General features: G+C 65.8%; 25 protein-coding genes and 1 tRNA gene. 12 read left to right on the plus strand and 14 right to left on the minus strand.

Annotation, left to right across the window (positions count from 1 at the left end; translation table 11 throughout):
• Nucleotides 1-54: 54 nt before the first annotated feature.
• Complete coding sequence (locus tag ELY12_RS01185) at nucleotides 55-1332, minus strand: hypothetical protein (RefSeq protein ID WP_126174879.1); 1278 nt, start codon at nucleotides 1330-1332, stop codon at nucleotides 55-57.
• A gap of 302 nt (nucleotides 1333-1634) precedes the next feature.
• On the opposite strand from ELY12_RS01185, the gene gyrA reads away from it, so the two are divergent.
• Both gyrA and ELY12_RS01195 read left to right on the plus strand, forming a co-directional pair.
• Nucleotides 1635-4424: a DNA gyrase subunit A gene (gene gyrA, locus ELY12_RS01190; RefSeq protein ID WP_126174880.1), complete on the plus strand. Its 2790-nt coding sequence runs from the start codon at nucleotides 1635-1637 to the stop codon at nucleotides 4422-4424.
• Nucleotides 4424-5257: a TauD/TfdA dioxygenase family protein gene (locus ELY12_RS01195; RefSeq protein WP_241229671.1), complete on the plus strand. Its 834-nt coding sequence runs from the start codon at nucleotides 4424-4426 to the stop codon at nucleotides 5255-5257. The genes gyrA and ELY12_RS01195 overlap by 1 nt, the downstream gene beginning before the upstream one ends.
• Here ELY12_RS01195 and ELY12_RS01200 read toward each other — a convergent pair.
• Nucleotides 5254-5901, minus strand: a complete 648-nt coding sequence (locus tag ELY12_RS01200) for a lysoplasmalogenase family protein (RefSeq protein ID WP_126174882.1) — start codon at nucleotides 5899-5901, stop codon at nucleotides 5254-5256. The genes ELY12_RS01195 and ELY12_RS01200 overlap by 4 nt on opposite strands.
• 69 nt (nucleotides 5902-5970) lie before the next feature.
• Between ELY12_RS01200 and trmFO the strand changes: the two genes are divergently transcribed.
• Complete coding sequence (trmFO, locus tag ELY12_RS01205; protein ID WP_126174883.1) at nucleotides 5971-7320, plus strand: methylenetetrahydrofolate--tRNA-(uracil(54)-C(5))-methyltransferase (FADH(2)-oxidizing) TrmFO; 1350 nt, start codon at nucleotides 5971-5973, stop codon at nucleotides 7318-7320.
• Here trmFO and ELY12_RS01210 read toward each other — a convergent pair.
• Complete coding sequence (locus ELY12_RS01210; protein WP_126174884.1) at nucleotides 7317-7778, minus strand: EF-hand domain-containing protein; 462 nt, start codon at nucleotides 7776-7778, stop codon at nucleotides 7317-7319. The two genes, trmFO and ELY12_RS01210, sit on opposite strands and share 4 nt — an antisense overlap.
• Nucleotides 7779-7812: 34 nt before the next feature.
• Nucleotides 7813-8463, minus strand: a complete 651-nt coding sequence (locus tag ELY12_RS01215; protein ID WP_126174885.1) for a hypothetical protein — start codon at nucleotides 8461-8463, stop codon at nucleotides 7813-7815.
• Between the two features lie 157 nt (nucleotides 8464-8620).
• On the opposite strand from ELY12_RS01215, the gene ELY12_RS01220 reads away from it, so the two are divergent.
• From ELY12_RS01220 to ELY12_RS01245, 6 genes are all read left to right on the plus strand, one after another.
• Nucleotides 8621-10264, plus strand: a complete 1644-nt coding sequence (locus ELY12_RS01220; protein WP_126174886.1) for a TadE/TadG family type IV pilus assembly protein — start codon at nucleotides 8621-8623, stop codon at nucleotides 10262-10264.
• Nucleotides 10261-10722 (plus strand): TadE/TadG family type IV pilus assembly protein, encoded by a 462-nt coding sequence (locus tag ELY12_RS14200; RefSeq protein ID WP_164549368.1) that lies wholly within the window; start codon nucleotides 10261-10263, stop codon nucleotides 10720-10722. The genes ELY12_RS01220 and ELY12_RS14200 overlap by 4 nt, the downstream gene beginning before the upstream one ends.
• On the plus strand, nucleotides 10722-11150 hold the full coding sequence (locus ELY12_RS01230) for a TadE/TadG family type IV pilus assembly protein (protein WP_206435745.1): 429 nt from the start codon (nucleotides 10722-10724) through the stop codon (nucleotides 11148-11150). The genes ELY12_RS14200 and ELY12_RS01230 overlap by 1 nt, the downstream gene beginning before the upstream one ends.
• Before the next feature lie 81 nt (nucleotides 11151-11231).
• The gene (locus tag ELY12_RS01235; protein ID WP_126174888.1) at nucleotides 11232-12788 is read left to right on the plus strand and encodes a TadE/TadG family type IV pilus assembly protein; all 1557 of its coding nucleotides are present in this window, start codon (nucleotides 11232-11234) and stop codon (nucleotides 12786-12788) included.
• Nucleotides 12785-13366, plus strand: coding sequence for a TadE/TadG family type IV pilus assembly protein (locus ELY12_RS01240; protein WP_164549370.1), 582 nt, complete (start codon nucleotides 12785-12787; stop codon nucleotides 13364-13366). The genes ELY12_RS01235 and ELY12_RS01240 overlap by 4 nt, the downstream gene beginning before the upstream one ends.
• Nucleotides 13363-14052 (plus strand): TadE/TadG family type IV pilus assembly protein, encoded by a 690-nt coding sequence (locus tag ELY12_RS01245; protein ID WP_126174890.1) that lies wholly within the window; start codon nucleotides 13363-13365, stop codon nucleotides 14050-14052. The genes ELY12_RS01240 and ELY12_RS01245 overlap by 4 nt, the downstream gene beginning before the upstream one ends.
• Nucleotides 14053-14055: 3 nt before the next feature.
• Here ELY12_RS01245 and ELY12_RS01250 read toward each other — a convergent pair whose 3' ends face one another.
• From ELY12_RS01250 to ELY12_RS01260, 3 genes are all read right to left on the minus strand, one after another.
• On the minus strand, nucleotides 14056-15465 hold the full coding sequence (locus ELY12_RS01250) for a pyruvate dehydrogenase complex E1 component subunit beta (RefSeq protein WP_126174891.1): 1410 nt from the start codon (nucleotides 15463-15465) through the stop codon (nucleotides 14056-14058).
• The gene (gene pdhA, locus ELY12_RS01255; RefSeq protein WP_126174892.1) at nucleotides 15465-16562 is read right to left on the minus strand and encodes a pyruvate dehydrogenase (acetyl-transferring) E1 component subunit alpha; all 1098 of its coding nucleotides are present in this window, start codon (nucleotides 16560-16562) and stop codon (nucleotides 15465-15467) included. The genes ELY12_RS01250 and pdhA overlap by 1 nt, the downstream gene beginning before the upstream one ends.
• Before the next feature lie 128 nt (nucleotides 16563-16690).
• Nucleotides 16691-17011, minus strand: coding sequence for an FtsB family cell division protein (locus ELY12_RS01260; RefSeq protein ID WP_126174893.1), 321 nt, complete (start codon nucleotides 17009-17011; stop codon nucleotides 16691-16693).
• Between the two features lie 121 nt (nucleotides 17012-17132).
• Between ELY12_RS01260 and ELY12_RS01265 the strand changes: the two genes are divergently transcribed.
• Nucleotides 17133-17507: a hypothetical protein gene (locus tag ELY12_RS01265; RefSeq protein WP_126174894.1), complete on the plus strand. Its 375-nt coding sequence runs from the start codon at nucleotides 17133-17135 to the stop codon at nucleotides 17505-17507.
• On the opposite strand, the gene ELY12_RS01270 is transcribed toward ELY12_RS01265, so the two are convergent.
• Nucleotides 17501-18658: an acyl-CoA dehydrogenase family protein gene (locus ELY12_RS01270; protein ID WP_126174895.1), complete on the minus strand. Its 1158-nt coding sequence runs from the start codon at nucleotides 18656-18658 to the stop codon at nucleotides 17501-17503. The genes ELY12_RS01265 and ELY12_RS01270 overlap by 7 nt on opposite strands.
• Nucleotides 18659-18739: 81 nt before the next feature.
• Here ELY12_RS01270 and ELY12_RS01275 point away from each other — a divergent pair.
• Nucleotides 18740-18816, plus strand: a tRNA-Arg gene (locus tag ELY12_RS01275).
• A gap of 1 nt (nucleotide 18817) precedes the next feature.
• On the opposite strand, the gene ELY12_RS01280 is transcribed toward ELY12_RS01275, so the two are convergent.
• From ELY12_RS01280 to grxC, 5 genes are read right to left on the minus strand one after another with little or no spacing between them, the layout of a single operon-like run.
• Entirely contained in the window at nucleotides 18818-19348 is a 531-nt protein-coding gene (locus tag ELY12_RS01280) for a DUF488 domain-containing protein (RefSeq protein ID WP_126174896.1), read from the minus strand.
• Nucleotides 19345-19917 (minus strand): uracil-DNA glycosylase family protein, encoded by a 573-nt coding sequence (locus tag ELY12_RS01285; protein WP_126174897.1) that lies wholly within the window; start codon nucleotides 19915-19917, stop codon nucleotides 19345-19347. The genes ELY12_RS01280 and ELY12_RS01285 overlap by 4 nt, the downstream gene beginning before the upstream one ends.
• Nucleotides 19918-19923: 6 nt before the next feature.
• Nucleotides 19924-20382, minus strand: a complete 459-nt coding sequence (locus ELY12_RS01290) for a DUF1178 family protein (protein WP_126174898.1) — start codon at nucleotides 20380-20382, stop codon at nucleotides 19924-19926.
• A gap of 6 nt (nucleotides 20383-20388) precedes the next feature.
• Nucleotides 20389-21204 (minus strand): carbon-nitrogen hydrolase family protein, encoded by an 816-nt coding sequence (locus ELY12_RS01295; RefSeq protein WP_126174899.1) that lies wholly within the window; start codon nucleotides 21202-21204, stop codon nucleotides 20389-20391.
• Nucleotides 21201-21467 carry a glutaredoxin 3 gene (gene grxC / locus ELY12_RS01300; protein ID WP_126174900.1) on the minus strand — a complete coding sequence of 89 codons (267 nt, stop codon included), beginning with the start codon at nucleotides 21465-21467 and terminating at the stop codon, nucleotides 21201-21203. Before grxC ends, ELY12_RS01295 begins: the two co-directional genes overlap by 4 nt.
• A gap of 165 nt (nucleotides 21468-21632) precedes the next feature.
• On the opposite strand from grxC, the gene ELY12_RS01305 reads away from it, so the two are divergent.
• Nucleotides 21633-22112: an Hsp20 family protein gene (locus ELY12_RS01305; protein ID WP_126174901.1), complete on the plus strand. Its 480-nt coding sequence runs from the start codon at nucleotides 21633-21635 to the stop codon at nucleotides 22110-22112.
• A 312-nt stretch (nucleotides 22113-22424) separates the two neighbouring features.
• On the opposite strand, the gene ELY12_RS01310 is transcribed toward ELY12_RS01305, so the two are convergent.
• Nucleotides 22425-24056 (minus strand): CTP synthase, encoded by a 1632-nt coding sequence (locus ELY12_RS01310; RefSeq protein ID WP_126174902.1) that lies wholly within the window; start codon nucleotides 24054-24056, stop codon nucleotides 22425-22427.
• Nucleotides 24057-24073: the final 17 nt, after the last annotated feature.

Consider the following 24073-nt stretch of genomic DNA (forward strand, 5'->3'; position numbering starts at 1 on the left):
AAGGGGCGCGAACCCAGCTGGATCCGCGCCCCGTTTTGTAGTCGGATTCGATGCTTACTGCGTCGGCGCCTTGCCGCCCTGCGCGGCGTAGAGCGCCCACAACTGCGCGATCGGCTGGCGCGGGCCTTGCACCTTGGCGAACGTCGCCTGCGCCTCGGCATACTTGCCCTGATCAGCCTGCGCGATGCCGAGGCGGGTCAGCACTCGTCCGGTATCGACGCCCGGCTTGGCGAGCGCGAGCGTGTAGAATTGCTCCGCATCGACCGGCTTCTGGTAGCTGAGGAACGCGTCACCCGCCGCCATCAGCGTCGCCGCGGTCGCGCTCGCCGCCTTGGCATCGGCCGCCAGCTTGGGCAGGTCCGCGGTATCGGCTGCCACCCGGCCCGCCGAAATCTTGTCCGCTTCGGACACGAACACGTCGCTCTTCTGCAGCTTGCCGGCGTCGATCCCCGCCTTGATGATCCGCTGGGTCTCACCCGGCAGGCGGCGCGCATCGACCGCCGAGATGTAGTCGACATAGTCGCGTTCGGTCTGCAGCGTGCCGGTACGGTCTGCCAGGCGGAGCACGTCGAGCAGTTCCTGACCGTCGAAGCCGCCGATGTTGCGCTGCACCGAAATTGCGTTGGTCCAGCTCGCACGGGTCGGATAGAGCTGCGCGTAGAGCAAGGCGAACTTGCCGGCCTGAGCGTCGAGATTGGCGTTGTAGGCCTTGCTGAAGCCGTACTTCAGCCAGTCTTCCGGGACGGTCTGGCCCGCGGCAACCTTCTTGGCGATCGCCTTGTCCAGCACGTCGATGCCGCCCGGGACCTGGTTGTCGTTGAAGAACGCATTGGCGAGCAGCCAGTCGGTGTCACCGGTGAAGCCCGCCGCGATCGCCTGCTGGGTGAAGGTGCGCGCGGCGGCGTAGTCCTTCGAATTATAGGCGAGCTCGGCCGAGGCGTAGAGCAAAGTGCCCTTGTCGTTGATCAGCACGCTGTTGCTGGCGATCATCTGGGCGACGCCCTCGCGCTGCATCGCAAGGTCCTTCGACGCGAGACCGATGTTGTACATCGTCTGGCCGGCGGTGAACTTGTCGTCGGCGGTCTGCGCGGCGGCCTGCAGCGCGGGCAGATTCGCCTTCATCGTGGTGATGTCGCCCTTCGCCTTGATGACGTCGTAGAACGGCTTGTAGGCGGCCTGGAACGGCTTGGAGAATTCGGTCTTCGGACCGGCCGGCTGCTCCTGCTTCTTGGCGGCCTGGGCGGGCGCGGCGAGCGTCAGCGCGGCGCCGGTCGACAGCGCGATCGCGAGGGCGAAGCGCGACACGGCGCCAGGCTTGCGGAAAAAGGTCATCGAGTGGTCTCCCATGAGTGGATGGACGGCCAGGTCATTACGGCCCTTTGCCGGACAAGCGCGCCAATACGCCTCGCGCCGGACAATGCAATTGTCTCTAGAGATCGGGCCGTGAACGCGCTTTGAACGGGGCTGTCAGCCGCCGCTCAGCGGTTGCTTTGAGCCACCCGCATTCTTATGTGGAAAAGACCGTCCGGATCGCCGGCTTGGTACCCTCCAAACTGGCAGTTCCGGCCCCCTTCCCCTAGGCTTTTTGCCGTCCGCAGCGCGATGTTCCGCGCGCCACATAGAAAACGAAAACATTGGCTGACGATACCGAAACCCTGACCCCGCCGAACCCGGCTGAATACGCTCGCATCGACATCGTCGACGAGATGAAGACGAGTTACCTCGATTACGCGATGAGCGTAATCGTGGCGCGCGCGCTGCCCGACGTGCGCGACGGTTTGAAGCCGGTCCACCGGCGCATCCTGTTCGCCAGCAACGAAGGCGGCTTCGTCGCCGGCCGGCCCTATCGTAAGAGCGCCAAGATCGTCGGCGACGTGATGGGCAACTACCACCCGCACGGCGACAGCGCGATCTACGACGCGCTCGCCCGCATGGTGCAGCCGTGGTCACTGCGCGTGCCGCTGATCGACGGCCAGGGCAACTTCGGGTCGATGGACCCCGATCCCCCGGCGAGCATGCGCTATACCGAAGCGCGGCTGGCGCGGGTGGCGAACAGCCTGCTCGACGATCTCGACAAGGACACCGTCGATTTCACCGACAACTACGACGGTTCGCGCAAAGAGCCGACAGTGCTGCCGGCGCGCTTCCCCAACCTGCTGGTCAACGGCGCGGGCGGCATCGCGGTCGGCATGGCGACCAACATCCCGCCGCATAACCTCGGTGAAGTGATCGACGGCTGCCTCGCGCTGATCGACAATCCCTTGATGGCGCCGGATGAGCTGATGGAGATCATCCCGGGGCCGGACTTCCCGACGGCGCCGTTGATCCTCGGCAAATCGGGCGCGCGCAACGCTTACATGACCGGGCGTGGATCGATCCTCATGCGCGCCCGGCATGAGATCGAGCGCGGCAGGGGTGATCGCGAGTCGATCGTGTTCACCTCGATCCCCTATCAGGTCGGCAAGGCGGGCCTGGTCGAGAAGATCGCCGAGGCTGCGAAGGACAAGCGGATCGAGGGCATCTCCGACATCCGCGATGAATCGAACCGCCAGGGCGTGCGCGTGGTCATCGACCTCAAGCGCGATGCCACGGCGGAAGTCGTGCTCAACCAGATCTGGCGGCACACCCCGGCGCAGGCGAGCTTCCCGGCCAACATGCTGGCGATCCGCGGCGGGCGGCCGGAAACGCTGGGCCTCAAGGACATCTTGCAGGCGTTCATCACCTTCCGCGAGGAGGTGATCACCCGCCGCACCAAGTTCGAGCTCAACAAGGCGCGCGAGCGGGCGCACATCTTGCTCGGCCTGGTGATCGCGGTCAGCAACATGGACGAAGTGGTCGCGATGATCCGCGGCTCGCGCAATCCAGCCGAGGCGCGCGCCGCGCTGCTCGCCAAGGAATGGCCGATCGGCGACATCGCGCAGTACATCGCATTGGTCGAGGCGATCGAGCCGAGCGCTGAAGAGCACGGCGGCACCTACCGCCTGTCCGAGCGCCAGGTGCGTGCGATCCTCGAGCTGCGCCTCCACCGCCTCACTGCGCTCGGCCGCGACGAGATCGGCGACGAGCTCAAGGCACTGGCCGAAGCGATCGAGGGTTATCTCGCCATCCTCGGCGACCGCGCGAAGCTGTACGACGTGATGCGCGGCGAGCTCATCGAGATCCGCGATCTCTACGCCACTCCGCGCCTCAGCGAGATCGCGCCCGCGTGGGACGGTCTCGAAGACGAAGACCTAATCGAGCGCGATGAGATGGTCGTGACCGTCACCCTCGACGGGTACATCAAGCGCACGCCGCTCTCGACTTTCCGCGCGCAGAACCGCGGCGGCAAGGGCCGCGCCGGGATGGCGACAAAGCAGGAAGACGCGGTGTCGAACATGTTCGTCACCAGCACGCACAATCCGGTGCTGTTCTTCTCGACCGCGGGCAAGGTCTATCGCTTGAAGGTCTGGCGTCTGCCCGAGGGCGGGCCCGCCACACGCGGCCGGCCGATCGTCAACCTGCTGCCCGCGCTCGACGACGGCGAGACGATCGCCGCAGTGTTGCCGCTGCCCGAGGATGAAAGCACCTGGGGCGCGCTCACCGTGGTGTTCGCGACCGCCAAGGGTAATGTCCGGCGCAACAGCATGGATGCGTTCGCCAACATCCCGTCGAACGGCAAGTATGCGATGCGGTTTGAGGACGGCAGCGCGGACCGTCTGATCGGGGTCGCGCTGCTGGAAGCGGGCGACGATGTGCTGCTCGCGACCAAGTGCGGCAAGGCGATCCGCTTCGATGGCGAGGACGTGCGCGAATTCGTCAGCCGCACCAGCACCGGCGTGCGCGGGATGCGGCTGCTGGGCGAGGACGAGGTCGTCTCGCTGTCGATCCTGCACAAGGTCGGCACCGCGGCCGAGGAGCGCGAGCAGTACCTGCGGTTCGCGCCGTGGAAGGCGGAGAAGGAAGGTGACCCTGATCTGTCGTCCGAGCGCTTCGCCGAACTAGCCGAGAAGGAGCAGTTCATCCTCACCGTCTGCGCCAACGGCTACGGCAAGCTGTCCTCGGCCTACGAGTACCGGCGTACCGGCCGCGGCGGCCAGGGCATCACCAACATCGACAACATCGACCGCAACGGTCCGGTGGTCGCGAGCTTCACCGCGACGCAGGCCGACCAGCTCATGCTGGTGACCGACCAGGCTAAGCTCATCCGCATCGGCCTCGATTCGCTGCGAGTGATCGGCCGTGCGAGCGCGGGCGTGCGGCTGTTCAACGTCGCGGACAACGAACACGTGGTCAGCGCGGTGCGCCTCGACGAGGAAGCCGAGCCTGAGAACGAAGCCGAAGAGGCGATCGTCGAGGAGATGCTCGCGCGCGATGCCGAGGAGACCCGGCCCGAGACGACGCCGCAAAGCGACGCCGACATGACCGGCGAGCCCGACGAGGAATGATGCGGGTCGAGCCCTCCGGCGAGGCATGCGGCGCGGTGGTCACCGGCGTCGACATCGCCGAGGAGCTCACCGCTGACCTCGTTGCCCAAATCCGCGCCGCATGGCTCGAGCACCGCGTGCTCGCCTTCCGCGACCAGGCGATGGACGACGACGCGCTCGAGCGCTTCACCATCGCCATGGGCGGGTTCGGCGAGGACCCGTTCTTCGCCCCGATCGAGGGCCACAGTCACATCGCCGCCATTCGCCGCGAGGCCGACGAGACCAGCCCGCTCTTCGCGGAGAACTGGCACAGCGACTGGAGCTTTCTCGCCCAACCGCCCGCCGGCACCTGCCTGCTGGCGGTCGATATCCCGCCGGTGGGCGGTGACACGCTATTCGCCGATCAGCACTCCGCGTGGGAAGCCCTCCCTGCCGAGCGCCGACGCCAGCTCGAAGGCCTGACCGCGATCCACAGCGCGCGGTATGCCTACGCGCCCAAGGGCACCTATGGCGAGGGCGACAAGGGGCGTTCGATGGACATCCGCCCCAGCGAAACCGCGATGGCGATGCAGAGCCATCCGCTGATCGCCACGCACCCCGAGACCGGCCGCCGCGGGTTCTTCAGCGCGCTCGGCTATATCATCGGCATTGAGGGCATGCCCGAGGACGACGCGATGCCGCTACTTCGCGAGCTCTACGCGTGGCAGACGCGCGACGAGTTCGTCCATCGCCGCACCTGGGAGCCGGGCATGCTGGTCATCTGGGACAACCGCGCCGTCCTCCACCGGGCCACCGGCGGCTACGAAGGCCACCGCCGGGAATTGCACCGCACGACGATCGCGGCGCAAGCCTAGGCGCGGTGATCCCGCCGCACAGTGCGTATGACGCCCGTGCAGATGAGAAGCTGGCCCGCGTAATACAGCGGCCAGACCAGCCAGCCGGTCACGCTTTCATCGAGCACGCCGCCGAGGCGGGCGAAAATCAGCAGGTCGCTCACCACGAACATCAGCGCGCCGATGCCGACGTTGTAGCGGCTGAACCGGCTGAGCCACGCGGTCGCCGCCATCCCGCCGAGCGCGGTGGCGTAGATCACCGCCATCGGATCTCGCGCGAGCAGCCACGCAGAGAGCGGCACGCCGACGAATAGCGCCGCCGCTGCGGCCTTTTGCGTCGACGAGGTCTGCGGCCGCCGGTTGCTGAGGTAAAGCGCGATGGCGATCAGGTGGGACAGCAGGAAAAACGCGCCGCCCGCGACCGTGCTCAGCTCCAGTGCCACGTCGCCGGTCGCTCCAGCGGCCATCACCGCGGCGATCATCCGCGCATCGCGCGCGTTGCTGCGCGACAGCGCGTAGCCCGCGAGCGCCGCCACCGACGCACCCTTGAGCACGATTTTGAAAGTGCCGCCCGGTGCGCCATCGGCGACCAGCCAGAAGGCGATGGCGAGCGCGATGCCCGCCACCAGCCACGGCCGGCTCTCGATCAATGCACGTTTCGGCATGGCTTCCCCTTCCCCGGTGCGCGCAACTGCCCTTGAACAGCACGGGGTGCAAGTTCTAGGCGGCGCGGAATGGCGCATGACATCCACATCATCGGCGGCGGCCTCGCGGGCAGCGAAGCGGCTTGGCAGCTCGGCCGACGCGGTTTTCGCGTGCGGCTGTCGGAAATGCGCGGCGGCGGCGACACGACGCCGGCGCATCAGGGCGCCGGGCTGGCGGAACTGGTGTGCTCGAACTCGTTCCGCTCAGACGACAGCGAGAAGAACGCGGTCGGCCTGTTGCACTACGAAATGCGCGCGCTCGACAGCCTGATCATGCGCGCGGGCGAGGTGGCCCGCGTGCCGGCCGGATCGGCGATGGCGGTCGACCGCGATGTGCTGTCGGCCGAAGTCGAACGCGAACTGGCGGCGTTGCCGAACGTGGAGATCGTGCGCGAGCGGATCGATGCCCTCCCCGACGCTGGCATGACGATCGTAGCCACGGGTCCGCTCACCGCCGCCTCGCTCGCGCAGAGCATCGCCGGAGCCACCGCGCAGGACAGCCTCGCGTTCTTCGATGCGATCGCGCCGATCGTGCATCGCGACAGTATCGACATGGACGTCTGCTGGATGGCCGCGCGCTGGGACAAGGGCGGCAAGGACTACGTCAACTGTCCGCTGAACCGCGAGCAGTACGACGCATTCGTCCAGGGCTTGCTCGACGGCGAGAAGACCGAATTTCGCGAATGGGAAGCCAGCACCCCCTACTTCGAAGGCTGCATGCCGATCGAGGTCATGGCGGCGCGTGGTCCGGAAACGCTGCGCTTCGGGCCAATGAAGCCGGTCGGCCTTGACAACCCCCACTGGGCGACGGCCGAGCATCCGAACGGGCGCTGGCCCTACGCCGTTGTGCAACTGCGGCAGGACAACAAGCTCGGCACCTTGTGGAACATGGTCGGCTTCCAGACCAAGCTGAAGCACGCCGAGCAGGTGCGGCTGTTCCGCACCATTCCGGGGCTGGAGAATGCCGAGTTCGCGCGGCTCGGCGGGCTGCATCGCAATACCTTCCTCAATTCGCCGACCGTGCTCGACCGCCAGTTGCGGCTGAAGGGCGCGGAGCACGTTCGCTTCGCCGGGCAGATCACCGGCTGCGAGGGTTACGTCGAAAGTGCCGCGGTCGGTCTGATGGCGGGAATGATGGCTGCGTCCGAGCTGGCGGGAGACGAATGGCGCTCGCCCCCGCGCACCACCGCGCTGGGCGCGCTCCTCGCCCACATTACCGGCGATGCCGAGGCGGAGACCTTCCAGCCAATGAACGTGAACTTCGGCCTGTTTCCCCCGCTGCCCGACGTCCGCAAGAAGGCGCGCAAGGAGGCGTACACCGAGCGCGCGAAGGCCGACCTGGCCGAATGGATCGGTGAGCGCGTGGCCGAACTCGCCTAACAGCTACAGCCGGGCTTGCGTTTCGCGGGTTTGGGCGCGGTCGTGGCAAATTCGGCCAGGTCAAGCTCGCGATTGCGGTTTCTGTCGGCCTGATCGAAGCGCTGCGCGGTCGCGACCGCCCACTCCTCGAAATCGAGCAGGTTGTTGCCGTCCTTGTCGAGCTTGCGGAACGCGTCGCTGCGGGTGGACAGCATCTCGTTTCGCGTAATTCGCCGGTCACGATTGCGGTCGTAGCGGAAGAAGCGCTGCTCTTCCTTGCTGAGCTCCGTCGCTTGCGGCGGCGCAGGACCGCGCAGATTCTGTGCGGCGCCGGTCGGCAAGTCGTCCGGTGAAGGCTTGGCCGGCTGCGCCATCGGCGGCGGCGCGCCTTGCTCGACCTCGGCCCGGCCCTGCCACCAGAACAGGCCGATCCCGACCAGGACGAGCGTAATGAATCCGCCCAGAATCAACCGGTTCATGCGCTGCGACCTCGCCCCATGCGCCCGTCATAAGCTAACCGCCGAACAAGCCAAGCCGCATCGCGGTCAGCGCGGCGCCGCGCCCCTCCAGCAACGGCTCCCCGCGATCGAGGGCAAGGCGCGACAGCCCGCCGAGGACCGCGAGCCCGCGCAGACTTCGTGGTCGGATCGGCGCGAGCGGCTCCTGGCGGCCGAGTGACCGGGCGAGTTCGCGCTCCTGCGCGTCCGAACTGCGCGAAGCCCGATCCGCGAACGCCCAGCACCGTCCGGCCGCCAACACGGCGAAGGAATGCGCGTCAGCTCCGACCAACTCCGCAAACGCGGCAAGCGCCCTGCCCCGCCCGTCGGCGAACCCGCTCAGCGCCGGTTCTCCCAGGGGCGCCTCACCGAGAAGCCCCTCCCAGCCATCGATCAGCGGCGTCAGTTTCGCGGCGCCGCTCCCCCACCGCGAAGCCAAGTCGGTCAACAAAGGTTCGCCCGCGGTGCCGAGTGAGGTGTCCTCGCCCAGCCGTTCGCGCCACCAGGCCAGCCGGACTTGCGCGAGCATCGGCTCGCGAGCGCGCGCCACCACGCCAGCCATCCGGCGGTCGAATTCGAACAGCGAAGCCAGCGCCGCCCGCGTCGCGCGGGGCTGCCAGGCGAGCGCGATCGCATGAGCAGGGTCGGTTTGCTGCGGGTCACTCACGGCACTCGGATGTCCGATTGCGGCACCCTTCGCAAGCGTCAGCCGGTCGGGCGCGAAGGAGGCAAGGTTCTATTAACCATGAAGTTTGGCGAAGCGCTTACCCTGCCTTCGCTATGGCGTGCCCGGACCGGCCATTTTTCTTCGCGAGGACAGCCTGATGCGGGCGATCTCCCAGTTCTTCAAGCGCTTGCGGCGCAACGAAAGCGGCAACGCGCTCATGATCGTCGCCGCCGGGGTTCCGGCGCTTATCGGCGGAGCGGGCTTTGCGGTCGACATGTCGCAGTGGTACATGTGGAAGTCGGAGCTGCAGTACGCGGTCGACCAGGCGGCGATTGCCGGCGCCTATGCGCGCACCAGCAGCGAAACCGAGGCGGACTACGCCACCCGCGCGCAGCAGGAATACACGGCCAACCTGTCGCAGACCTCCACCTTCGCGTCCGCCCCTAGCGTGACGCTCGCCAACTGGGCCACCGGTACATCGAACAGCGTCGTGGTCACTGCTTCGGCGACCAAGTCGCTGCCGTTCTCGAGCTTCCTGACCGGATCGGCGACAACCGTTCGCGTCCGTTCGCAGGCGGCTTTCGAGAAGGGCGTGACTTACACGAGCTGCCTGATCGCGGTCGATGAGGACGCCTCGGGGGCAGTGACTATCGGCGGCAGTGCGCAGTTCATTGCCGGCTGCGGCATCGCCGCGCTGTCGGACGCCGCGGAGGCGATCTCGGTCGACGGCAATCCCACGATCGATGCCGGTTGGTTGATCGCCGCGGGCGGGATCGACGAATGGTTCAAGAATAACACCGACGACAAGGTGCTGGAGAACCAAACCGGCCTGGTCGACCCGTTCAAGGATCTGGTGCCGCCGACCAACAACACGCCGCGCAGTGCGACTTGCCCCAAGGGCAAGACAACGACGACTCCGTCGACCACGACCTATGTCGCGGACAAGATCACCACGCGGACGCAGATTACGTACGTTTACTACAAGAAGAGCGGCAACAGCTACTCGACGATTACCTACAACGGATCGTTCAAGAAGACGAACGTCGATACCACCGCGACCCAGACGAACGTCACGCTGGCGTCCCTGCCGACTTCCAACACCGTCGTCACCGGACCGACCAAGTCGGACTACGACTGGATCGACGGCTCGGGCAACAGCAAGGTCTACCAACAGTCGACCACGACGACGACGGTCACCTACACCAACCCCCACGCCGTGACCACGGAGGGGACCACCACGACCGACCCCGCCCCGGCCGGCGCGCTGGTGCTGCTGCCCGGCACCTACAGCGACATGACCTTCAAGTGCGACGTCGTGTACACGAGCGGCATTTACGTGATCGACGGTGGTACGCTCACCGTCCACGCCCAATACAACCAGACCGGTTCGGGCGTGATGTTCGTGCTCAAGAACGGTGCGGGGCTCGTGATCAACGGCGGTGCGAACGTGAACCTAACCGCCATGAGCGTGTCGCAGCTCGAAGCAGCCGGCGTGACCCACGACCAGGCGGTCAAGCTCGCCGGAATGCTGATCTTCGAAGATCCCAACTCGCAAGGGAACACCGGCAACAAGTTCAACGGCAACGCCGAGACGATCCTCAACGGCACCGTCTACCTGCCCAAGAGCTCGCTCGACATCAAAGGCACCGCGGGGGTCACCGCGCAGTGTCTGATGCTGGTGGCGTCCACCATCACCATCAGCGGCAACGCCGCCATGGAGAGCTTCTGCCCGCCCAATACGGAAGCATCCGAAGACGACGCGGTGTTGAAGCTGAGGGACCGGGTGCGGCTCGTTTCGTGACGCGCATTCAAGCCTTTCTCCAGCGCCTCCGCGCGCGCGAAGACGGCACGGCCCTGATCGAGACCGCGATCGTGGCGCCGGTGCTTATCGTCCTCGCGGTCGGTGGGTTCGAAACCAGCGCGATGGTCGCCCGCCAGAGCGAGCTGCAGTCTGCCGCCGAGCAGGCGACCGAGATCGCGCTCGCGACGGTGCCGGACACGGACGCGGAGAAGACTCTGGTTCAGGAAAAGGTGGCGGCCAGCGCGGGCCTTCCGCTCCAGCACGTGGACCTCAGCTGGAAGTATCGCTGCGGCTCAGGTGCGCTCGTCGACGGCCCGACCGCGCCGTCGTGCAGCGAGGATTCGCTCAACACCTACATCGCAATCCACCTGAGCGACGAATATCAGCCGGTGTGGACCGAATGGGGCTTCGGCACGAGTTTCGAGTACCACGTGCGCCGCACGGTGCAGATTTCGTGATGCGCGGGCGCAGCCTCTTAAAGGATCGGACTGGCTCGGCGGCGATCGAGTTCGGCCTGATCGCGCCTGTCTTCCTGACCATGCTGCTCGGCGTGTTCCAGGTGGGCGTATGGATGCAATCGTATAACGCGATGCGCAATGCGATTACCGAGACTGCCCGCAGCGTGGCTGTCGAGTATCAGACCGATAACAAGCTGACAGACGTGCAGATCGAAAACACGGGCCTCGCCGTGGCGACCACCAGCCCATACCTGCTCGACCGGGACAGCATCGATATCGCTGTCGACAGCCCCACTGCGCAGTCCTTTCCCGGCGCGCGCGAATTGACGCTGACGATGACCTATCAGTTGCCGACGTTCCTCGATTTTGCCGGCATCTCGGGCCCGGAAATCTCGTATTCACGCTCCCTTTTCGTGGTCAACGAATAGCGCCCCACCCACCCGCCATTCTTAGCAGGTTAACCACTCCGCTAAGGGAAACCCACACGCCGCCCCGGCTATCCGGACAGCGTGACGGATTGCGCCCGCCCTCCCCGTACCAAGCCCCGCGGTTTTTTCGCGCGGCTGGCGCGCGACCGCGCGGGCAACACGCTGGCGATGATCGCGGCGGCGATCGCGCCGATCATGGCGATGGTCGGCGGCGGGGTCGACATGGGCCGCTCCTACCTCGCCCAGGCGCGGCTGCAGCAAGCCTGCGACGCGGGCGTGCTGGCGGCGCGCAAACGGCTTGGCTCGGAAGCGGCGGTGACCGGCACGATTCCTGAATCCACCGGCGAGATCGGCCAGCGGTTCTTCAACATCAACTTCCGCGACGGCGCCTACGGATCGACCGACCGGCGGTTCAGCATGACGCTGGACGAAGACTACTCTATTGCCGGGACCGCCAGCGTCACCGTCCCGACCACGATCATGCGCATCTTCGGCTTCAACGAAGTGCCGATCGCGGTCGATTGCCAGGCGCAAATCAACTTCAGCAACACCGACGTGATGATGGTGCTCGATGTCACCGGGTCGATGGCGCAGACCAACCCCGGAGACAGCCTGAGCAAGATCAATACGCTCAAGCAGACCGTGAAGAGCTTCTATCTCCAGCTGCAGGCGGCGAAGCAGGCCGGGACGCGGATCCGTTATGGCTTCGTGCCTTATTCGACCAACGTGAACGTCGGCGGTTTGCTGGAGGACGACTGGGTCGTCAGCACCTGGGGTTATCAATCGCGCAAGCTCTCGCCCTCCGACGTGAGCGCCAAGTGGCAGTACAAGCGGTATTCGTACGACGTGTCCAACTGGCGCGCCGACAGCAACGGCTGCATGGAAGAACGCGATACGTATGAGATCACCGACTACGACAACGTCAGTTTGACGAAGGCGCTCGATCTAGACATCGATCTGGTGCCGACAGCCGGCAAGCCGAGCACCCAGTGGCGGCCGATGTACCCGCGGCTGATCTACGCCCGGGCGCTGGAATGGAGCGGGAGCGGCAGTCTGACGAGCAACGTCGTCAACTCCGACAAGGATTTCGTTTCGGTCAGCGCGCTCGGCACTGCCGCATGCCCACCGCCGGCGATGAAGCTCACCGAGCTCGACGAAGGCGACATCGACCATTACCTTGCGACCCTCAAAGCCAGCGGAAGCACTTACCACGATATCGGCATGATCTGGGGCGGCCGGCTGATCTCGCCCACCGGGCTGTTCTCTGAGGAGAACGCTGATGTCAGCGCGAACTCGCCGACCAACCGCAACCTCATCTTCCTGACCGACGGCGAAACAGCGCCCAACGACCTCAGCTACTCGAGTTACGGTTTCGAGCCGATCGACAAGCGCCGATGGTCGAGCAATTCCTCGCTAAGCCTTACCCAACACGTCGAGCGCCGGTTCGCTTTCGTCTGCGACGAGGTGAAAAAGCGCAACGTCACCGTGTGGGTGATCGGCTTCGGTACCTCGCTCAATCCGATCATGAAAGACTGCGCGGGGCCAGGTCACTACTTCGAAGCCGCCGACGCCGTGGAGCTCAACGCAAGCTTCGCCACCATCGCCAAGAACATGAGCCGGTTGAGGATCGAGCGGTGAGCGCGCACCTCACCCGGGACGAGCGCGGCACGACGCTCGTCGAGTTCGCGCTGATCGCGCCGGTGCTGCTGATGCTGCTGCTCGGCATGTTCGAGATGGGCTACAACTATTACATGCAGTCGCAGCTGCAGGGCGCGGTGCAGAAGGCGGCGCGCGATTCCACCGTGCAGGCGGTCGCCGGCAACACCGCCGCGATCGACGCCAAAGTGAGCGCGGCGGTGCACGCGATCGTCCCTGATGCCCGTCTGACGTTCTCGCGCCGCGCATACTCCAGCTTCAGCGACGTGCACCGGGCTGAGGATTATACCGACATCGACAAGAACGGCGCGTGCAACGACGGCGAGCCGTTCGAAGACGCCAACGGTAACGGCCAGTGGGATGAGGATCGCGGCTCAGCAGGCGGCGGGGGCGCGCGCGACGCGATCCTCTACGTGGTCCAGGTCAGCTACCACCGCGCCTTCGCGGCCGCGGAGATTGTTGGGCTATCGGACACCTACACCACCGAAGCGGTGACGGTGCTGCGGAACCAGCCGTGGGACGCGCAGGAAGTGCACAGCGCGGTGGGCAATTGCCCATGACCGGGTTTCTCCGCTCCTTCCGGCGCCTGCTATGTCACCGCTCCGGCGTGGCGATGACCGAGTTTGCGCTCTCCGCGCCGCTACTGATGACGGCGGGCCTGTGGGGCGTGGAAACCGCCAACCAGGCGATCGTGCAGATGCGGATCAACCAGATCGCGGTGCTGATCGCCGACAATGCCTCGCGCGTCGGTGAGAACTCGCTGCTTGGCAAGGCGGAGATCTACGAGAGCGATATCAACGACGTGCTCTACGGCGCGCACGTCCAGGGTGGCGACGCGTTCGAGTTCTACGATCACGGCCGGGTGATCCTGTCGAGCCTCGAGGTCGTGCCCGACACCGAGAATCAACAGTACATCCACTGGCAGCGCTGCATGGGCCAACTGCACCAGTTGTCGACCTATGGCCATGCCGGCGACGGCCTCGACGGCAGCCTCGCCGGCATGGGCCCGCCGGGCGAGGAGATCGTGGCGTTCGACGACGAGGCGGTGATGTTCGTCGAGGTCGCCTATGTCTACCAGCCGCTCATCTCGAGCGCCTTCACCAGCGCCGGCACGCTAAAGGCGACCGCCGCCTTCAACGTGCGCGAGAACCGCGACCTGACAGACATTCACCAGCGCGACCCGGCCGATCCCGACCCGATCGCGAGCTGCGACAAGTACGAAGGCGTCGCCGACTACTACCAGTAGGCGTCAGCCGCGGTAGCAGACCTTCTTCGCGGCGGCGACGATCCGGTCGCTGTCGATCAACGCCAGCGCCTCGAGGTTAGCAGCATAGGGCAACGGCACGTCCTCGTCGGTCACTCGCAAGACGGGCGCGTCGAGGTGGTCGAAGCCCTCCTCCATCGCGATGGCGATGATTTCGGACGAGATCGAGCAGGTCGGCCAGCCTTCTTCCGCCACGATCATGCGGTTGGTCTTGGCCAGGCTCTCGAGCACAGTCGCCTTATCGAGCGGGCGCAGGGTTCTGAGGTCGATGACTTCGGCATCGATGCCCTCGACGACGAGCTTCTCCGCCGCTTCGAGCGAGAGACCGACGCCGATCGAGTAGCTGACGATGGTCACGTCCTTGCCGGGCTTCACGACCCGCGCCTTGCCGATCGGCAGGACGTGGTCGTCGAGGTCGGGGATGTCGAACGTGCGGCCATAGACCAGCTCGTTCTCGAGGAAGACCACCGGGTCTTCGCTACGGATCGCGGCCTTGAGCAGGCCCTTGGCGTCGGCCGCGTCGTACGGCGCGATGACGATCAGGCCGGGGACGCTGGCGTACCACGGACCGTAGTTCTGGCTGTGCTGCGCGCCGACCCGGCTCGCCGCTCCGTTGGGGCCGCGGAACACGATCGGGCAGCGCATCTGGCCGCCCGACATGTAGTTGGTCTTGCCGGCCGAGTTCACGATGTGGTCGATCGCCTGCATCGCGAAGTTGAAGGTCATGAACTCGACAATCGGGCGCAGGCCGCCCATCGCGGCGCCGCTGCCGATGCCGGCGAAGCCGTACTCGGTGATCGGGGTGTCGATCACCCGCTTGGGGCCGAATTCGTCGAGCAGGCCTTGGGTGACCTTGTAGGCGCCCTGATACTGCGCGACTTCCTCGCCCATCACGAACACGCGCTCGTCGCGGCGCATTTCCTCGGCCATCGCGTCGCGCAGGGCTTCGCGGACGGTGACGGTTTTCATCGCCGTGCCTTCGGGCACCTCCGGATCGCGCGCCGGGCCCTTGTTGTGGAACTGGTGCTCGATCTCGGCGCGGTGCGCGGTGGCGGTGGGCGAAGGTTCAGGCGCTTCGGACTCCGCGGCCTTTTGCTCGACGGCAGGCTGCGCCGGGGCTTCGTGAGCGGGAGCGGGAGCGGGTGCTTCCCCGCCCTCACCTGCCATCGTTGCGATGACTTCACCGACCTTTACGTTCTCGGTGCCCTCGGGAACGAGGATCTTGCCGATCGTGCCTTCGTCGACCGCCTCGAATTCCATCGTTGCCTTGTCGGTCTCGATCTCGGCGATCACGTCGCCCGAGTGGACCTCGTCGCCTTCCTTGACCAACCACTTGGCGAGCGTGCCCTCTTCCATCGTCGGCGAGAGCGCGGGCATCTTGAGTTCGAGCGCCATCAGTAGCTCTCCACCAGCACGTCGGTGTAGAGTTCGGCCGGCGCCGGCTCGGTCGAGCTTTCTGAGAAGTCGGCCGCTTCCGACACCTGGGCGCGGATGCGCTTGTCGATGTCCTTCAACTCGTCCTCGCTGCGGCCGCGGTCCATCAGTTCCTTCTTCGCCCGCTCGATCGGGTCGTTGTGTTCGCGCTGGTCCTGCACCTCCTCGCGGGTGCGATACTTCGCCGGGTCGGACATCGAGTGGCCGCGGTAGCGATAGGTGTTGAGCTCCATCAGCACCGGGCCGTTACCCTCGCGCACGTGCTTGAAGGCGACTTCGGCCGCCTGACGCACCTCGAGTACGTCCATCCCGTTCACGTCCATGCCGGGGATGCGGAACGCGGTGCCGCGGCGATAGAACTCGGTCTCCGCGCTCGAACGCGCTGTGCTGGTGCCCATCGCGTACTGGTTGTTCTCGATCGCGAAGACGATCGGCAGCTTCCACAGCGATGCCATGTTGAAGGTCTCGTAGACCTGGCCCTGGTTCGCTGCGCCGTCGCCGAAGTAGGCGAGGCACAGCCCACCATCGTTCCGATACTGGTGCGCCAGCGCCAGCCCGCCGCCGAGCGCGACCTGCGCGCCGACGATGCCGTGGCCGCCGTAGAACTTATGCTCGGTCGAGAACATGTGCATCGACCCGCCCTTGCCCTTGCTGATCCCGGCCTCGCGCCCGGTCAGCTCGGCCATGATGACCTTGGGGTCGATGCCGTAGGCGAGCATGTGGCCGTGATCGCGGTAGCCGGTGATCACGCTGTCCTTGTCCGCGTCGAGCGCGCTCTGCAGCCCGATCGCGACCGCTTCCTGTCCAATGTAGAGGTGGCAGAAGCCGCCGATCAGGCCGAGGCCATAGAGCTGGCCGGCGCGTTCCTCGAACCGGCGGATCAGCAGCATCTGCTCGTAGAATTTCAGCAGTTCGTCGTCGCTCGCCTGATAGCGCGGCGCCTTCGCGTGCGTCTGCTGGAGCGAATGGAGCACGAAATCGGCGTTGCCCGAAACGTCGGCGGTCGGCGTGGCGGCTGACGGCGCGCTGGCTTTGCCCTTGCTGGCTGGTTTGGCCAAGGTTGATCCTCGTTGTCTTCTCGCCGGGGAGGTGGCGTGCGGGCTTGCCTATGGCGCATGCCCCCAGCCCGCGCAATCCGCGTGGAGATGAAATTGCCGTAGCGGAATTTGGTGCCCGAAGGCGGCGATCAGCCGCCGGGCTTGAGGATCAGCACGACCTCGTCCGGGTGCAGGACGTTGAGGTTCTTGCGGATCAGTTCGCTGCTGAGATCCGGGTCGGCGTGGTTCGGATCGAGCAGGTTGACCTGCTGCTTGAGCTCGTTGCGCTGGTGGGTCAGCTTGGCGATCTCGGCCCGGCGCTGGTCGAGCAGGCGCAGATTCTCGCCCCAGGCGAGGAAACCGCTCGGCCCGGCGATGGCCAGACCGCCCAAAAGCAGCAGCGCCGACAGGGCGATCCCCTGCGTGAGCCGTTCCTTGGGAGAGGTGATCGTGTGGCCTTCGCGTGTCACGAAGCGACAGAATCACAGTTAACCGCGCGATTCAAGTGTATTGTGCCCGCGAATTGCGAAATCGGTTGAAGACTCGCCAATTGTGCTGTCCGCACGGCGCTGAGCGGTTAGAAATGGGGTCATGAAGTCACGCCGGATAGTTCGCTGGGTCGTATCGGCACTGGGTGTCGTCGTAGCGGTCCTACTGATTCGCCAGTTCGGAGGCAGCGAAACTGTCGAGCATGATGGCCTGACGTTCGCTGCGCCGGAGCTTGCCGAAGCTTTGGAGCTAGGAGCGGAAAGCAACGATCTGAGAGTATTGGCGAAGTTTGCCAACACCGACGGCGCACCATGCCGCGCGTTCCTGGCAGCGGACATCTCAGGCATCGCCTGCAAGGAGCGCGGCGGTTGGCACATGCGGGTCACCCGCGGCGGCGTGTCGCTCGACGATCCGGCCGCCGTTGCCGCAACCGAGGAGGCGCTTCGCCAAAGGGCTGCGGAAATCGCCGCTCAATAGCTCCGCGGCAATCCGAGCACGTGCTCGGCTAGATAGGACAGGATCAGGTTCGTGCTGATCGGCGCCACGGTGTAGAGCCGGGCCTCGCGGAACTTGCGCTCGACATCGTACTCCTCGGCGAAGCCGAAGCCGCCGAAGGTCTGGACGCACATGTCGGCCGCTTCCCAGCTCGCTTCGCTCGCCAGCAGCTTTGCCATGTTGGCTTCGGCGCCGGGATTGCCACCCGCGTCGTACACCTGTGCGGCGTGGTGGACCATCAGCTCAGCCGCTCGCATCCGCGCATAACACCGCGCGATAGGGAACTGAATTCCCTGGTTTTGTCCGATCGGCCGGCCGAATACCTGGCGGTCGCTGGCATAGCCGGTCGCCTTCTCGATGAACCACTTGGCATCGCCGACGCACTCGGCCGCGATCAGGATGCGCTCGGCGTTCATGCCTGACAGGATGTAGCGGAAGCCCTTCCCCTCCTCGCCGACCAAGGCGCTCGCCGGAATGCGCAGGTCGTCGAAGAACACCTCGGTGGTCGAATGATTCATGAGCGTGCGAATTGGCTTGATCGTCAGACCGTTACCGATCGCTTCTCGCATGTCGACGAGGAAGATTGATAGCCCTTCGGTGCGCTTCTCGACCTCCTCGCGCGGGGTCGTTCGCGCGAGAAGCAGCAAGAGGTCGGAATGCTCGGCGCGGCTGGTCCAGATCTTCTGGCCGTTGACGACATAGTGATCGCCGTCCCGCACCGCGCGCGTCTTGAGCGATAGCGTATCGGTACCGCTCGTCGGCTCCGACACACCGAAGGCCTGCAGCCGCAGTTCGCCGCTAGCGATGCCCGGCAGGTACCGGGCCTTCTGCTCGGCGCTGCCGTACCGCAGCAGTGTGTTCATGATGTACATTTGCGCGTGTGCGCTGGCGCCGTTGCAGCCGGCGGCCTGGATTTCCTCCATGATCACCGCCGCCGCATCGAGCATGAGCCCGCTGCCCCCGAATTCCTCCGGGATCAGCGCGGCGAGGAAGCCCGCGCGCGTGAGGGCGTCGACGAACTCACCCGGGTACGCGCGCTCGCGATCCTTCGCGCGCCAATATTCGCCGGGAAACTCTTCGCATAGCGCCCGCACGGCACGCCGGATTTCATCGAGGTCATCACGCTGTTCCATGACCTTTGCCTAGCGGCCACCGAGAGAAGCACAATCCTGTCGTTGTCACCCTTGGCCCCAACGACTAAGCCGCCCTCCGGGGCGCCCGTAGCTCAGCAGGATAGAGCACCAGATTCCTAATCTGGGGGCCACAGGTTCGAATCCTGTCGGGCGCACCACCTATTCGGCCGGGTAAACCAATGCCCTGCCCTCCGGTTTCGCCGCCACCGTCATCTTCGCGGGCTCAACGCGGTCAGCCCCCATGAGGTGCAGTACCTCGCGCCCCTCGGCGAGCAGGTAATCGGCGACAAACCGCCGATGACAGCGCCACCAGACCGCCTCGGAGCACATCACCGCGCAGCGCCGATCGCGGCTGAGGTCACGCAGTTGCGCGAGACCGGCGTGGAACTCGTCCGACAGCGCGTAGTCGGCGTAGTTGTGGAAGCTCTGATTGGTCCAGAACGCGTTGATCTCGGGCGGCACCGCCTTCGATTTGGGCCGCCGGCCGCCGAGTTCGGCTATCCGCACATGGCCGATTTGATAGGCGGCGAGTGTCTCCGGCAGGGTGTCGAGGTTGTACTGCGGATTCGTGCGCGAGCGCGGTGTGCTGCGGATATCGACCAGCAACTCGACTGGTCCGCAGCGCAGGAGGTCGACGAACTCTTCGATCGTGCGCGTGGAATGGCCGACGGTGAACACCGGGAGCGTCACGCGAGCGCCTCGCGCACCGCCTTGCGCAGGACGGGGAACACCTCGTCGACGAACCAGGGGTTTTGCGCAATCCAATGCCGCGACCGCCACGACGGGTGCGGCAGCGGGATGACGCTCGGCAGGTGCTCGCGGAAGTTTCGCACCCGCTCGCCCATCTTGCCGGGACCGAGCTCCGCGATTTGCGCGTATGATCCGATGAGCAGGGTCAGCCGCAGGTCGCTCAACTGGTTCAGCAAACGGCCGCGCCAGAGCGGCGCGCATTCGGACCGTGGCGGTGCGTCTCCGCTCGCGCCGCGTCCCGGATAGCACAGCCCCATCGGGACGATCGCGAACTTGGCCGGATCATAGAACTCTTGCCGCGAGACGCCGAGCCATTCACGCAAGTGATCGCCCGAGGCATCGTCGAATGGCACGCCGCTGTGGTGCACCTTGGTCCCGGGCGCCTGGCTGGCGATCAGGATGCGGGCGCTGGGTGAAATCTGCAGAACCGGCCGCGGCCCGAGCGGCAGCGCCTCGCTGCACACGCGGCAGGCACGGATCTCATCCAGCAGGCTGTCGAGCGACTCCACGTTGCGTCACTGGATTTCATCCGGCGGTGCGACCGGAAATGGGAGCGGCGATACCGCGATGCCTTCATCCGCCAGCGCAGCCGCTTCGTCGCGGGTGGCCTGACCATGGATAGTCGAGTGCGGTCGTTCGCCATAATGCATGGCTCCGCTTTCCTCGGCGAACCGCGTCCCGACCCAAGTGCTGTCCTGCAGCGCCTTGGCCTGCGCGGTAGCAAGCGCTTCCATCGCCCGAACGACTTCCGGCGGGAGCTTGCCGGTCACTGCGTTCGCCGCCGGCGCCATCTCCGCCCGCGTGTTGCCCTTGGCGGGGACGGCGGGGGCCATCGGCGCCTTCGCGATCTCCGCCGAACTGCAGTGCGGACAGGCGACGAGCCCCCGTGCCTGCTGGTCGGCAAACGCGCCCGACGAGGCGAACCAGCCTTCGAAGCGGTGTCCTTCAGCGCAAACGAGGTCGAATACGATCATCAGCCGTCAGGTGGCGATGGCGCGGCGGTTGGCAAGGCTGGGGAGCTGGGCTCGCACCTCCGCAATGCGCGCGGGGTCGATCTCGGCAAAGCCGACGCCGGGCGCCTCGCCGCCCATGTCGAGCAGCACTTCGCCCCACGGGTCGATGACCAGGCTGTGCCCGTATGTGCGCCGGCCATCCTGGTGCTCGCCCACCTGGGCAGCGGCAACGACATAGGCGCTTGCTTCGACTGCTCGAGCTCGCTGGAGCAAGTGCCAGTGCGCCTTGCCGGTGGGCACCGTGAAGGCAGCTGGGATCGCGATGACGTCGCACCTGCGCTGCCCAAGTGCTTCGAACAGCGCGGGAAAGCGGATGTCGTAGCAGACGGTGAGGCCGAGCGTGCCCACCGGGGTTTCGGCGCTGACGACCTCGGCGCCCGGTTCGTAAGCGTTCGATTCGCGCCAGCTTTCGCCGCTCGCGAGATCGACATCGAACATGTGCATCTTGTCGTAGCGGGCCGTAACCTGACCTTGGTCGTCAATGAGTAGCGACCTGTTAGCCCAACGTCCGTTGTCGTTGACCACGGCGAGTGAACCGAGCGCGATCCACATGCTGTGCCGAGCAGCGGCCTCGCGAGCGGCGGCGAGCACCGGGTTGTCGGCCTCGGGCACGATATGCGTGGCCGCCCGTGCCCGATCCCGATCGAGCAGACCGCTCATCTCGGGCGTGAACAGCATGGCCGCCCCACCCGCTGCGGCCTCAGCAGCAGCGTCGACGATCGTGCGCGCATTCGCCGCCGGGTCGATCCCCGCGGTCATCTGCAGCACCGCGAGACGGGTCATCCGCCGGCCAGCAGCGGATCGAGCTTGCCCGCGGCGTCGAGCGCGTGGAGATCATCCGAGCCACCGACGTACGTCTCGCCGATGAAGATCTGCGGCACCGTGCGCGCCATCGGTGCGCGAGCGAGCATCTCGTCGCGCTTGGGGCCGCCCATGGTGATGTCGTGCTCGGTGTACTCAACGCCCTTGTGGTCTAGCAGGCGCTTGGCGCGAAAGCAGAAACCGCAGCCGAACTTGGTGTAGATCACGACTTCCGGGCTGGCCATTTCTCGTCCTTCAATTCGCGCCGCGCGGACCCCTTGAACCGTCCGACCGGGCGACTAGATTTCCTGTGCCGATCCGTGCCGCAGAGCGGGCGGAAAGGCAATTGCGACGGGCGCCAAGCGGGCTCGCCGCCTTTGGTTCAAATTGCTCATTGGAGGATTTGTTTCATGTCACGTCTCGATTTCACCCCCTATCGCCGGACCACCGTCGGCTTCGACAAGCTGTTCGATCTGTTGGAGAACCAGGTGCGCAACAACGCCGGCGACAACTACCCCCCGTTCAACATCGAACGCCGCGGCGATGACGAATATCGCATCACGCTGGCGGTCGCGGGCTTCCGCGCCGGAGACCTCGACATCACCGCGCAGCAGAACCTGCTGGTCGTCGTGGGCAAGAAGCGCCCGGAAGCGACGCAGGGCGAGATGCTGCACGTCGGTATCGCCAACCGCGGTTTCGAGCGCCGATTCGAACTGGCCGATTACGTGCGGGTCGATAACGCCGATCTCGCCGATGGCCTGCTGACGATCGATCTGGTGCGCGAAGTGCCGGAAGCGATGAAGCCCAAGAAGATCCACGTGGGCGGCCAGCCCTCGCTCGAGGTGGTCAAGGATGCTTCGAAGGACGAAGGGCAGTCGGACGCGGCCTGATCGCCGCGCTAGCTAGACCCTGAAACGATAGGAGGCGGACCTTTCGGCCCGCCTCCGCGACGTTGACGCCGCCTCGGGCGAAACTGACCGTCCGGGTCGCAGAAGACGATCAAGTCCGCACCAAGCTGTCCGCGATTTGCCAAACCGGCCGCGGACCGCACGAATCGGCTGTCGCGCCCCGGAAACTTAGCAAAAAGCAATCTTTTGCGTGAGCGCCGCTCCCCTAACGGCTGCCCTGCGATTGGCAACATATATTCCGATTTGCGCCGCCGCGCTTGTAAAAAATTGCTCCCTAACTTTCGAGAGGTTTCTCTAAACGAGACGCGCCTGCTGCAACGCGGCGCCGATGAAACCTGCGAAAAGCGGGTGCGGATCGAACGGCTTGCTCTTGAGCTCGGGGTGGAACTGCACGCCGATAAACCATGGGTGGTCGGGCCGCTCGACAATTTCCGGCAACAGGCCATCGGGCGACATGCCCGAGAACACCATGCCGTCCTTCTCCAGCGCGCCGCGATAGGCCGAGTTGACCTCGTAGCGATGACGGTGGCGCTCGCTGATCGTGGTCACGCCGCCGTAGATCGCGCTGACGTGGCTGTTGCCCGACAACTGCGCTTCGTAGGCGCCGAGCCGCATGGTGCCGCCCAGATCACCCTCGGCGCTGCGCTGCTGCAGGCCTTCCTTGCTCATCCATTCGGTGATGATGCCGACGACGGGCTCGTCGGTCGGGCCGAATTCGGTCGAGCTGGCGTTGGGCTGCCCCGCGGCGCGCACGCCCTCGATGCAGGCCATCTGCATGCCCAGGCAGATGCCGAGGAACGGCACCTTGCGCTCCTTGGCGAAGCGCACCGAGGAGATCTTGCCCTCGCTGCCGCGCTCGCCGAAGCCGCCCGGCACCAGGATGCCGTGCATCGGTTCGAGCTGGGCGGCGATGTCCTCATCGTCCTTCTCGAACAGCTCGGCGTCGATCCAGCGGATGTGGACCTTGACGCGGTTGGCCATCCCGCCGTGGACCAGCGCTTCGTTGAGCGACTTGTAGGCGTCCGGTAGCCCGACATACTTGCCGACCACGCCGATCGTCACCTCGCCTTCGGGATGCTCGTAGCGGTCAAGGATGTCGTCCCACCGCGACAGGTCCGGGTCCGGCGCGGTCATGCCGAAGTGGCGCAGGACCTCGCTGTCGAGGCCTTCGCGGTGATACTGCAACGGCACTGCATAAATGCTGCTCGCGTCGAGCGCGGGAATGACCGCTTCCTTGCGTACGTTGCAGAACAGCGCGATCTTCGCGCGCTCGCTGTCCGGCAGCGGCTTTTCGCAGCGGCACAGCAGGATGTCGGGCTGGATGCCCAGCCCGGTCATCTCGCGCACCGAGTGTTGCGTCGGCTTCGTCTTCAGCTCGCCCGCAGCCGCGATGTAGGGCACCAGCGTGACGTGGACCGAGCAGGTGTTTTCGCGCCCGAGCTCGTTCCTTAGCTGCCGCAGCGCTTCGATGAACGGCAGGCTCTCGATATCGCCGACCGTGCCGCCGATTTCGCACAGCACGAAATCGAGGTCGCTGGTATCGTCCTGCGCGAACTGCTTGATCGCATCCGTGACGTGAGGGATTACCTGCACGGTGGCGCCGAGGTAGTCGCCGCGCCGCTCCTTGGCGATGATGTCGCGGTAGATGCGCCCCGAGGTGATGTTGTCGCCCTGGTGCGCGGAGACGCCGGTAAAGCGTTCGTAGTGACCGAGGTCGAGGTCGGTCTCGGCCCCGTCGTCGGTCACGTAGACCTCGCCGTGCTGGTAGGGGCTCATCGTCCCCGGATCGACGTTCAGGTAGGGATCGAACTTGCGGATGCGCACGCGGAATCCGCGCGCTTGCAGGAGAGCCGCGAGGCTCGCCGCCATGAGACCTTTGCCGAGCGAGGAGACCACGCCGCCGGTGATAAATATATACCGCGCCATGGGAGTCGGGCCTTAAG

Origin of the sequence: Tsuneonella rigui (genome assembly GCF_003958625.1) — a bacterium.
Classification (GTDB): domain Bacteria; phylum Pseudomonadota; class Alphaproteobacteria; order Sphingomonadales; family Sphingomonadaceae; genus Tsuneonella; species Tsuneonella rigui.

What these genes read in the sequence shown, in the direction of transcription:
- ELY12_RS01185 (WP_126174879.1), bottom strand. Translation starts at nt 1,332, where the DNA reads ATGACCTTTTTCCGCAAGCCTGGCGCCGTGTCGCGCTTCGCCCTCGCG.
- ELY12_RS01195 (WP_241229671.1), top strand. Translation starts at nt 4,424, where the DNA reads ATGCGGGTCGAGCCCTCCGGCGAGGCATGCGGCGCGGTGGTCACCGGC.
- ELY12_RS01200 (WP_126174882.1), bottom strand. Translation starts at nt 5,901, where the DNA reads ATGCCGAAACGTGCATTGATCGAGAGCCGGCCGTGGCTGGTGGCGGGC.
- trmFO (WP_126174883.1), top strand. Translation starts at nt 5,971, where the DNA reads ATGGCGCATGACATCCACATCATCGGCGGCGGCCTCGCGGGCAGCGAA.
- ELY12_RS01210 (WP_126174884.1), bottom strand. Translation starts at nt 7,778, where the DNA reads ATGAACCGGTTGATTCTGGGCGGATTCATTACGCTCGTCCTGGTCGGG.
- ELY12_RS01220 (WP_126174886.1), top strand. Translation starts at nt 8,621, where the DNA reads ATGCGGGCGATCTCCCAGTTCTTCAAGCGCTTGCGGCGCAACGAAAGC.
- ELY12_RS01230 (WP_206435745.1), top strand. Translation starts at nt 10,722, where the DNA reads ATGCGCGGGCGCAGCCTCTTAAAGGATCGGACTGGCTCGGCGGCGATC.
- ELY12_RS01245 (WP_126174890.1), top strand. Translation starts at nt 13,363, where the DNA reads ATGACCGGGTTTCTCCGCTCCTTCCGGCGCCTGCTATGTCACCGCTCC.
- ELY12_RS01250 (WP_126174891.1), bottom strand. Translation starts at nt 15,465, where the DNA reads ATGGCGCTCGAACTCAAGATGCCCGCGCTCTCGCCGACGATGGAAGAG.
- ELY12_RS01265 (WP_126174894.1), top strand. Translation starts at nt 17,133, where the DNA reads ATGAAGTCACGCCGGATAGTTCGCTGGGTCGTATCGGCACTGGGTGTC.
- ELY12_RS01270 (WP_126174895.1), bottom strand. Translation starts at nt 18,658, where the DNA reads ATGGAACAGCGTGATGACCTCGATGAAATCCGGCGTGCCGTGCGGGCG.
- ELY12_RS01290 (WP_126174898.1), bottom strand. Translation starts at nt 20,382, where the DNA reads ATGATCGTATTCGACCTCGTTTGCGCTGAAGGACACCGCTTCGAAGGC.
- ELY12_RS01295 (WP_126174899.1), bottom strand. Translation starts at nt 21,204, where the DNA reads ATGACCCGTCTCGCGGTGCTGCAGATGACCGCGGGGATCGACCCGGCG.
- grxC (WP_126174900.1), bottom strand. Translation starts at nt 21,467, where the DNA reads ATGGCCAGCCCGGAAGTCGTGATCTACACCAAGTTCGGCTGCGGTTTC.
- ELY12_RS01305 (WP_126174901.1), top strand. Translation starts at nt 21,633, where the DNA reads ATGTCACGTCTCGATTTCACCCCCTATCGCCGGACCACCGTCGGCTTC.
- ELY12_RS01310 (WP_126174902.1), bottom strand. Translation starts at nt 24,056, where the DNA reads ATGGCGCGGTATATATTTATCACCGGCGGCGTGGTCTCCTCGCTCGGC.